This window comes from Adhaeribacter sp. (genome assembly GCF_057359045.1).
In genome coordinates this window covers 59,747-69,000 of record NZ_JBMQUD010000130.1, presented here as the reverse complement: position 1 = coordinate 69,000, position 9,254 = coordinate 59,747, and the positions used below count along the sequence as shown (strand labels likewise).

Genomic DNA, 9,254 nt, shown 5'->3' with positions numbered 1-9,254 from the left:
TTAAGCCCGGTGCCGCCCGCTTTTAAGCTAATTAAAAACACCCGTACGCTGTTGTTTTCCTGAAAGGAGTTTACCACGGCGGCGCGGTCTTTGGTCTGGCCGGTAAGCAGGGCAAAAGAAATATTCCGGGCGGTTAGTTCTTTTTTTATCAGCTCCAGCATGGTTACAAACTGCGAGAACACCAGTATTTTGTGGTGGGGCGCTTTGCTCTGGATTTGCTCCAGCAAGGTTTCTATTTTGGCCGAGGTATCCAGGCGGTAATCGCCGCCCGTGAGCAAGGCCGGGGAGTTGCAAATCTGGCGCAGTTGGGTAAGGCCGGTGAGCACGTGCATGCTGTTTTTGAGTATTTCGCCGTCGCCCTGCGCCGAAATAAAATCGCGGATTTCCCGCTCGGCGGCTTCGTATACGCGGCGCTGCTCTGCCCCCATTTCGCAGTAAATAATCATTTCGGTTTTGTCGGGCAACTCCTGGGCTACCTGCTCTTTCGTGCGCCGCAAAATAAAAGGGCTTACCTTTTGCTGCAGTTCGGCGGCCCGGCGGCCGTCTTTAAACTTATCGATGGGCGTGGAATAATGGTCGCGGAAATAGCGCTTGTTGCCCAGCAAACCGGGGCAGGCAAACGACAACTGGCCGTACAAATCGAAGGTGTTGTTCTCGATGGGCGTGCCCGTGAGCACCAGTTTATTCCGCGATTGCAGCAAGCGCACCGCCCGGTACCGTGCTGTTTCCGGGTTTTTAATGTTCTGCGATTCGTCGAGGATAATGTAGTTAAATGGATATTCCTTCAGCACCCGGATATCCGAGAGCAGCGTGCCGTAAGAGGTCAGCACAATTTCGTACTGGTTGAGGTCGGCAATGTTTTTTATTCGGGTGGCGCCGTAAAGCGTTAATATTTTCAGCGAAGGCGCAAAACGGGTTACTTCGGCCTGCCAGTTAAACAGCAAAGAAGTGGGCACCACTACCAGGTTGGTATTTTGTTTTACCCGCCCGCGCTGCGCCAATAAAAAGGCCAATATTTGAATGGTTTTGCCCAAACCCATGTCGTCGGCGAGGCAGCCGCCAAAGTTAAACTCATCGAGGAACGTGAGCCAGTTGAGGCCTTGTTTCTGGTAACCGCGCAAGGTGGCGTGCAGGCCGGCGGGTACTGCGGCTTCGGGTAAGGCTTTAAAGTTTGCCAGCTTTTGCCGGTACTGTATGAGCTCGGTTTGTACTTCCTCCGCTAGTACTTCGGTTTCGTAAAGCTCCGTTATAACCGAATAATTTATTTTGGGCGTCCGGATTTTTTCACCGGCCACTTCGCCCACGGCCAAATAACGGGCAAATTTTTCCAGCCACTCCTGTGGCACCAAACCCTGGGTGCCGTCGCCGAGCTGCACAAACTTGCTTTTGTTCCGGATGGCCTGGTGCAGGTATTTGAGCGAAGCTTGCTGCTGCCCAAACTTTACCTTAACCGTGGTATCGAACCAGTTAATGCCGCTGGTAACCTGGATGCTGATTTTGGCTTTGTGCGGGTTGAGGCGATTATTTTTCAAATCTTTAAAGCCCAGCACGGTAATATTGGCTTGCTGCCAGGCTTCAAAGGCATCCAGAAACCAGCCTTCTTCCAGGAAGCGGTCGCGGTGCAGGTAAAAGCAATCTTGGTGCAATTGCTCGTAAAAATACGGGTGCTGCTTTAAAATATCGGCCACCAGGTTGTGTTCGGCTTCCTCGTCGCGGGCCAACGTAAAAGCCTGGCCCCGGGCATCGGTGCCGTAAATTTGCTTTTGCGTGAGCACCGGTATTTCTAGCGGGCCGTACTTCATAACGGGCGTCAGCAAAATAAAATCCTCCGACTCTGATAAATAAATAATTCCTTCCCGGGTTTCGGCCAGGCCAAAATCGGCTATTTGTTTGGGCGTAGCCGGTTTAAGGTAAGCGTAATTTACCTTTATTTTACTTTCGAGGCTGGCCAGCACGGTTTCCCGGAACTCCGTAAACTTCGATTCGTGGATTAATATTTTGTGGTTGTGCTTTTTGAAAAACCGGATAATCCGCAGCAAATCGGGGTTATCAATAAGGTACAGGTTTTTTTTAACCTGGATAAAATATTCGTGCTGCACCGCCAGGTGTTGCAAATCGTAGGGCTGGTCCAGGAGGGTAATGGTGCCGGTAATCTCGTAAAAGTTGTCTTTCACCACCACGTCCAGCACCAAATTAACCGGTAAACTTTGTACCGCTACCGGCACCAGCGAACTGGCCGTAATATTGCCCGAAGCCCGGTTATCTTTAGGGTTGTGCTGGTAAAACTTAAAACCCAGCGGGTTCCTAACCAGCGCCTTTAAAGCCGCCAAATCCGCCTCGCCCGGTTCGGCCTCGTAGCTCCGCTGAAACTTAGCAATGGCTGTGAAAAATTTAAGTTCCTCGGGATTTTCGGTAAGCCAAATCAGGTCGGCGGGGTTTATCTGCTGTAAAGGATTTTTTAATTTACCACTGGCCGTGACCGCCGCCTGGTACAGTTCCAGGTACAAATGCTTGTAATATTTATGCTCCGCGATAACCACAAGGTAGGCTTTGTCGGGGGTAGTGGCCACGGCGCGTGGCGGCACCGGTGGTTTGGGTTGGGGCAGTAACTGTTCCTGCAAAATAGCTTGAGTGGCGGGGTTTACCGGCAGCAATTCTTTTAACCGCGGCTTTACCGTAATATTTTTATTCGCGTATTCCAGGTCGAAATATTTATCCAGGTTTTCTTCGGTGGCCAGGCCGTAATCCTGGGCCACGGGTAATATTTTATTCCGGCGCAGTTCCGCATCAAAAAACACCCGGAATTCGGGCCGGGTTAGCAGGGCTTGCAATACCTGCGCCTGGTGTTCGCATAAGTGCGTTTTGGGCCGGGTACAGCCACAGGAAAACCACAAACCCGCCGGAAACTGCACCACTTTTACTTCCGGCCGCTGCCCGCCGCCCGCCAGGGTAAACAAGCCCTGGTTTATTTCTAAGTGGCCCGGCTGCACTTCGTACGACGAACCCATATAGGAAACGGCCTCAGCGGCGGTATGCTGCAAGATAAAGTTATAATTTACCTCCGCTAACGAGCTTACCGCCAGCAGGAAATCGGTGGCATGGGCATTGGTGCTGGTGGTATTTCGGGTTATGGGCTCTCTTTCGGGCATTGTTCCTGGTTTCTTAGCCGAAGTTAATCAGAAAGTTTGGGGTTTGCCACCTCATCCTCCAATGCCTTCTCCTCCGGGCAAAGGAGAGCCTGTGCGGTTTTAAATTAATTTGCAGATTTTAAGAAAAGGAGAATGATTTAAATAAAAATTAATCAGAAAGGTAATTTATACAACCAGGAAATTAAGCGTCGGGCGAGATATGGCGCGGGCGTCCCGCCCGTGTCTTCTTTTTCCGGCCTCTGGCCGCTAAATATTTCGTTGTTTTGTTGATAGCGGCCAGAGGCCGGCGGGAATCATCACCAGCGGGACGCTGGCGATATGGTTATATTTTGGTATTGGCTTATTAAGCGAGAACCGTAGTTACTGTTTGCTCTTGTAGCCCGAATATTAATTTCCTCTGTTAACCCTCTTTCACCATTTCAATATGGTCGATGCCGTCTTCGTCGTAAATGGGGCCGGCGGCTTCGAAACCAAATAACTCGTAAAACCCGATGGCGTAGAGCTGTGCGCCAATCCTAATCGGGCCTTTACCGAACAAAGCATAGGTTTGCCTTAGGGCGTGCTGCATTAATGTTTTACCGGTGCCGGTGCCTCTTACCGTAGAACTCGTAACGATGCGGCCGATGGACATTTCTTTAAACGTAACACCAGCAGGCACCAACCGGGCGTAGGCCACCAATTCTTTTTCGCGGTACAGCAGCAGGTGGTGGCAGGCCTGGTCTTTGTTGTCGGCATCCTGGAAAACACAGTTTTGTTCTACCACAAATATTTCGTTGCGCAAGCGCATAATGGCGTATAATTCAAAAGGGGTAAGCTGGTCGAAGAGTTTGGCAATAACGGTCAACTTCATAAATAGGCAATATTTAGAATTAGCTGTTTGGTTGTACGCCAGTAAGCTTTTGCCGGGCAAAGGTAAAACCAATTCGCTTAACTTATTTACCGGTCAGCCTTAATCCTTTTGCTGATGCAAATACTTTTTATCGGTAAATTTCTTAGCGCGCCGCCCCCTTAACCGCCGCCAGCGGTATAAAATAAATATGGCTATACCCAAAGTGGTGGTTACCTTTGTATAGACTAAACGGGTTTGGTATTATACCTGAAAAGCAATGAAAGTACTGGGGGTAGCGTTATCACCGCCGGTTCATTTATTCGGTTAGGCTATTGTTTTTCCGGTGAAAATACCCGGTCAGGACCGCGTTACCGGGGGTTCTAAATACGAAACAGGTTCTCTTCAGAATAACCGTTATGCAATAGCGGGTATTTGTAATTGCAACCCATTAGAATACGTAAAAGATAAAATCATCTTATACCAAACATTCAACAACCATCTAAATACCAATATTTTAACAACTTAACTTATAACTTAGTACTTAAAACTGACCTCTTACTTAGATGAAATTAATCGGGAATATTCTGCGGATAAAAAGCCAGCGGGAAAACCAAAACCAGGACATAGAAATACACGTGGACAAGGTAACATATATTACCCAGAAAAAAGATGGCCGGTATTACCAGCCTTTTGAGTGGATAGATACCCTGGATACGCCGCTAATGATTACCGGCAATTTGCTGGCCCGCGTAGACAATAAACATGCCCCGGAAGGCGAACACGAATTTAAAGTGTACGACCAGGTAGGCGACACCTATACGCTCAACCCCAATAAAAGCCTGCTATTAACCATTGAATACGATTTTGATGTTCGCGAAACCATTTTAACCGAAGTAGATTATACGGTAACCGTTTCGAACGAAGAATTTAAGCAACTTAAAAGCAACCGACCGGCCGCTCCCGAAGCTTTGCCGGGCAAAAACCGCAAACGCAAGTAATATTTCTAAGCCTTATGCTTTTAAGCAATCAGTTTTAAGTTATTAGCACAAAGCTCTTATAATATTAACCCTTAACTATTTATATAAATAAATAAGCTAAGACAGTCTTGTTCCGTTACTTAAATCAATTTAGAAATTGTATTTAAAAGTTTATCCATTAATCCGGTTTAAACTTTCCGAATTAATACAGTAGCGCAAACCGCTGGGTTCCGGCCCATCGGGAAACACGTGGCCCAGGTGCCCATCGCATACGTTGCACTGTACTTCTATGCGGTGCATGTAATGGCTATTGTCGAACAGGTATTTTAGGGCGTTTTTGGTTAGGGGCTGGGTAAAGCTGGGCCAACCCGAAATGGCGTGGTATTTTTCGGTGGCATTAAACAAATGGTTGCCGCAGCCAGCACAAACATACACACCCGGCTCGTAAGAACGGCAATAAAGGTTCCGGTACGGCGATTCGGTATTTTTCTCGCGCAGAATACGAAATTGGGCTGGTGTGAGCTGCTGTTGCCATTCGGCTGGTGTTTTTTCTACCCGGTAACTGGGTTCGGGGTTGCTGTATTTGGCATATTTTAGTACATCAATCCAGCGGAGCATATATATTGGGGGTTACAACCTGTTTTGTTTTAAACGCGGCCTAGCGCAGCAAAAGTTCATACCCGCCTGGTACCAAAAGCACCAGGCACTTTTCACGACCAACGGCTTTTGTTTGCCGGTACTATCAGAAAAACAAGCACTTAAGCTGGCATATTTTTTCGTAACTTGCACCCCTGTTACCCTTATTTTTTATTAATTATTTACATTTTACATGAGTTATAAATTATTAGCCGCCAGCGCCAAACCAAAATACCTGGTTATGCTGGCCATGATGGGATGTGTGGCCAAACAACCAAGTACCAACAACGCTACTGTAGCTACCCCGGTAGAGCAAAAACAAGAAACGCTTAACCCACTTTTAACCGCCTGGTCGGGGCCTTACGGCGGTGTGCCGGCCTTTGATAAAATGAATCTGGCTGATTTGCAACCAGCCATGGAAAAAGGTATGGCCCTGCAGTTGGCCGAAATTGAAGCAATTGTAAACAATCTGCAAGCACCTACTTTCGAGAATACCATTGTGGCCCTGGAAAAAGCCGGAGAAGAAATGGGGCAGGCTTCGGTGTATTACAGCATCTGGAGCAGTAATTTATCGTCGCCGGAGTTCCGGAAAATACAGGGCGAACTGGCACCGCAACTGGCCGGGTTCCGGACCAGAATATCCCAAAACGAAAAGCTTTTTCAACGCATTAAAGCCGTATACGAGCAAGCCCAGAAAACGCCTTTACCCGCTGATCAGCAACGGTTGGTGCAGTTAATTTACGAAGACTTCGTCCTGGAAGGAGCTGGTTTAGATGCTTCGGCTAAAGCCCGCTACGCCGCCATCAACAAAGAACTCTCGGTATTACAAACGGCTTTTGCGAACAATGTACTCGCCGACGAAGAGAAATACGTTACCTTCCTGACCAAAGAGCAATTGGGTGGCCTGCCGCAATCTTTTGTAAAAGCGGCCGCCAAAGCCGCCGCCGACCACGGCCAACCCGCTAAATACGCTGTTACCAATACCCGCTCCTCGATGGATCAGTTTTTGACTTATTCTTCGGAAAGAGCATTGCGCGAAAAAGTCTGGAACACCTATTATGCCCGCGGCGACAACGGCGATGCCCACGACAACAACCAAAATATTGTAAATATATTAAAGCTGCGCCACGAGCGGGCCAAGCTTTTGGGCTATAACAACTACGCCGAGTGGCGCCTGCAAAACCGGATGGCCAAAAACCCGGAACGCGCCATGAACCTGATGAACGCCGTTTGGCCGGCGGCCCTGGCCCGCGTAAAAGAAGAAGTAGCCGATATGCAAAAAATTGCAAATCAGGAAAAAACCAAAATAACCATTGCGCCCTGGGACTACCGCTACTACGCCGAAAAAGTGCGTAAACAAAAATACGACCTGGACTCCGACGAAGTAAAGCAATATTTAGAATTAGGCAACTTGACCCAGGCTATATTTTTTACGGCCGGCGAGTTATTTAACTTTAATTTTAAACCCGTACCAGCCGGCACCGTGCCCGTGTACCACCCCGATGTAAAAGTTTGGGAAGTAACCGATAAAACTACCGGTAAACACATTGGTTTGTGGTACCTCGATCCGTTTGCGCGGCCCGGTAAGCGGTCGGGGGCCTGGGCTTCGCCGTATCGTAGCCACACCACTTTTGATGGCCTTAAAACCGTGCTGGCTTCTAATAATTCTAACTTTGTTAAGCCGGCGCCCGGCGAGCCCGTGCTCGTATCCTGGGATGATGCTAATACTTTTTTCCATGAATTTGGCCACGCCCTGCACTTTTTATCGTCGAACGTAAAATACCCCACTCTCAACGGCGGTGTACGCGATTACACCGAGTTTCAGTCGCAGTTACTGGAGCACTGGTTATCTACGGATAAAGTAATAAACCAATTTTTAAAGCACCACCAAACCGGCAAACCCATGCCGGCTGCGCTGGTAGCTAAAATTAAAAAAGCGGCAACTTTTAACCAGGGCTTCGAAACCACCGAATTTCTGGCTTCGGCTTTAATGGATATGAAATACCATACCACCGACCCTGCTGGTTTAGACCCGGATAAATTTGAAAGGGAAACCCTGACAGCTTTAAAAATGCCGAAAGAAATTGTAATGCGTCACCGTTCGCCGCACTTTGGGCACATATTTTCGAGCGAGGGTTATGCGACCGGTTATTACGGCTACTTGTGGGCCGATGTGCTAACCGCAGATGCGGCCGAGGCCTTTGCCGAAGCGCCGGGTGGGTTCTACGACAAAGAAGTAGCCGCCCGCCTGGTTAAATATTTATTTGCGCCCCGCAACGCCGTAGATCCGGCCGAAGCTTACCGGCAATTCCGGGGCCGGGACGCTACTATTGATGCTTTAATGCGCGACCGTGGCTTTCCGGTACCGGGTACTAAAACAAAAAATTAAAATCGTTTGCGGGTAACCTAATTTTTACAAAACCTAAAAGCCTTTAAGCCAATTGCTATAATTGGTTTAAAGGCTTTTAGGCGAATTAGAGAAACAGGTAAAATAGCAATTGGACACCCGAAATCAATCCGGTACCCGGTTGCTATTTTAAGCAGGTCATATTAAGTATTGCGCCACAACAAACATAAGGGCAAACCAGGTAGTTACCGCAGCACCAATACCAATTTCTGAAGTTTGTAGAGTTCTTTTCATGATTGTAGAATTTAATGGTGGAAAAATGATTGTATAATTGTTTGTTTGTATTGTTATTTATTTGCGCGTTCAGGTAAATATTATCCGTATGTTTATTTACCCACTTTAATAATCTGGTGAACAAATAAAACGCTTAACTTTATCTATAAACTATTAATTGTTAATAAGTTAAATAAAATACAACCTTTTTACTTGCTTGTATCTAAACCCAGCGGTTGACCTGGAAACCACTGTACAAGTAGCGTTATTTTACCTGAGCGGCTTATCTTATGTCTTTACAGTATACAGCATCATGCGTGAAGTATACCGGCATATTATTTAAATATCTTTAGAAAACAGCTTTTAGGTTTAGTATTCTTTTCTTTTATCTACCTGTACTTATTTCCAGCGAGACTTTTATTATTTATCGACTGGTTTATATAACTATATTAACTAAACCACCCTTATTGTAGTATTCTTATACGTAGTATATTTTAAATAGGATCGAAATTTAAGAAGTTTTTTACATAAAACTATTAGAACCACCTAAATAACCCGAGTTCTTAAATATATCTCATTTATTAAATATAAACAATATTATTTTGGCTTTATTTAAGTTTAGGCATAAATCTTTTGCAAGAATCAACTTTGGTAATAAGTAAAAGCTAATTTTCTGGTGCTGGCCCAGGTATTTTGCAGTACTTGAGCAGGTGGTACTTACACTTTGGGAAAAAACTGTTATCTTTGTGAAAATATTTTACAACCCCGGGGGCCAGTTAAGGGTAATTATAAAAAGAAGGCGCCCTGGCTGTCCGTAATAACACCACGGCTACTCAAAGGTAAAATTTATTTCCTTTGGCCTGCCTAACCATATTACACGAACCACTGGAACCCGTTACTTTTCTGGTTAAAGTATAACTTCTTTATCCGGAGATGTAGCAAAGAAAACGGGTTTGTAAACCTGCCAGATAAAAGTAGAACAAGACCAAAAAATCAGGTTACTTTTAATTTTCCAGGATGCTAAATGGGTTATAACCTTTAAT

Annotated in this window: 5 protein-coding genes; 2 read left to right on the top strand and 3 right to left on the bottom strand. The window is 46.4% G+C overall.

What is annotated here, in order from left to right; all coding sequences use genetic code 11:
- Both ACO1R6_RS20880 and ACO1R6_RS20875 read right to left on the bottom strand, forming a co-directional pair.
- Positions 1-3,149, bottom strand: a 3,149-nt coding sequence (locus tag ACO1R6_RS20880; protein ID WP_486267051.1) for a DEAD/DEAH box helicase, incomplete at its 3' end; no start/stop codon positions are given.
- Positions 3,150-3,549: 400 nt separating this feature from the next.
- Positions 3,550-3,999 carry a GNAT family N-acetyltransferase gene (locus tag ACO1R6_RS20875; protein WP_486267050.1) on the bottom strand — a complete coding sequence of 150 codons (450 nt, stop codon included), beginning with the start codon at positions 3,997-3,999 and terminating at the stop codon, positions 3,550-3,552.
- 542 nt (positions 4,000-4,541) lie between these two features.
- Between ACO1R6_RS20875 and ACO1R6_RS20870 the strand changes: the two genes are divergently transcribed.
- Positions 4,542-4,976, top strand: coding sequence for a hypothetical protein (locus ACO1R6_RS20870; RefSeq protein WP_486267049.1), 435 nt, complete (start codon positions 4,542-4,544; stop codon positions 4,974-4,976).
- Between the two features lie 150 nt (positions 4,977-5,126).
- Here ACO1R6_RS20870 and msrB read toward each other — a convergent pair whose 3' ends face one another.
- Complete coding sequence (gene msrB, locus ACO1R6_RS20865; RefSeq protein WP_486267048.1) at positions 5,127-5,573, bottom strand: peptide-methionine (R)-S-oxide reductase MsrB; 447 nt, start codon at positions 5,571-5,573, stop codon at positions 5,127-5,129.
- A gap of 211 nt (positions 5,574-5,784) precedes the next feature.
- Between msrB and ACO1R6_RS20860 the strand changes: the two genes are divergently transcribed.
- Positions 5,785-7,980, top strand: coding sequence for a M3 family metallopeptidase (locus ACO1R6_RS20860; protein WP_486267047.1), 2,196 nt, complete (start codon positions 5,785-5,787; stop codon positions 7,978-7,980).
- Positions 7,981-9,254 lie beyond the last annotated feature (1,274 nt).

Bases quoted from the DNA above. Each gene is read 5' to 3' on its own strand.
- ACO1R6_RS20875 (WP_486267050.1), bottom strand. From the start codon at position 3,999: ATGAAGTTGACCGTTATTGCCAAACTCTTCGACCAGCTTACCCCTTTT.
- ACO1R6_RS20870 (WP_486267049.1), top strand. From the start codon at position 4,542: ATGAAATTAATCGGGAATATTCTGCGGATAAAAAGCCAGCGGGAAAAC.
- msrB (WP_486267048.1), bottom strand. From the start codon at position 5,573: ATGCTCCGCTGGATTGATGTACTAAAATATGCCAAATACAGCAACCCC.
- ACO1R6_RS20860 (WP_486267047.1), top strand. From the start codon at position 5,785: ATGAGTTATAAATTATTAGCCGCCAGCGCCAAACCAAAATACCTGGTT.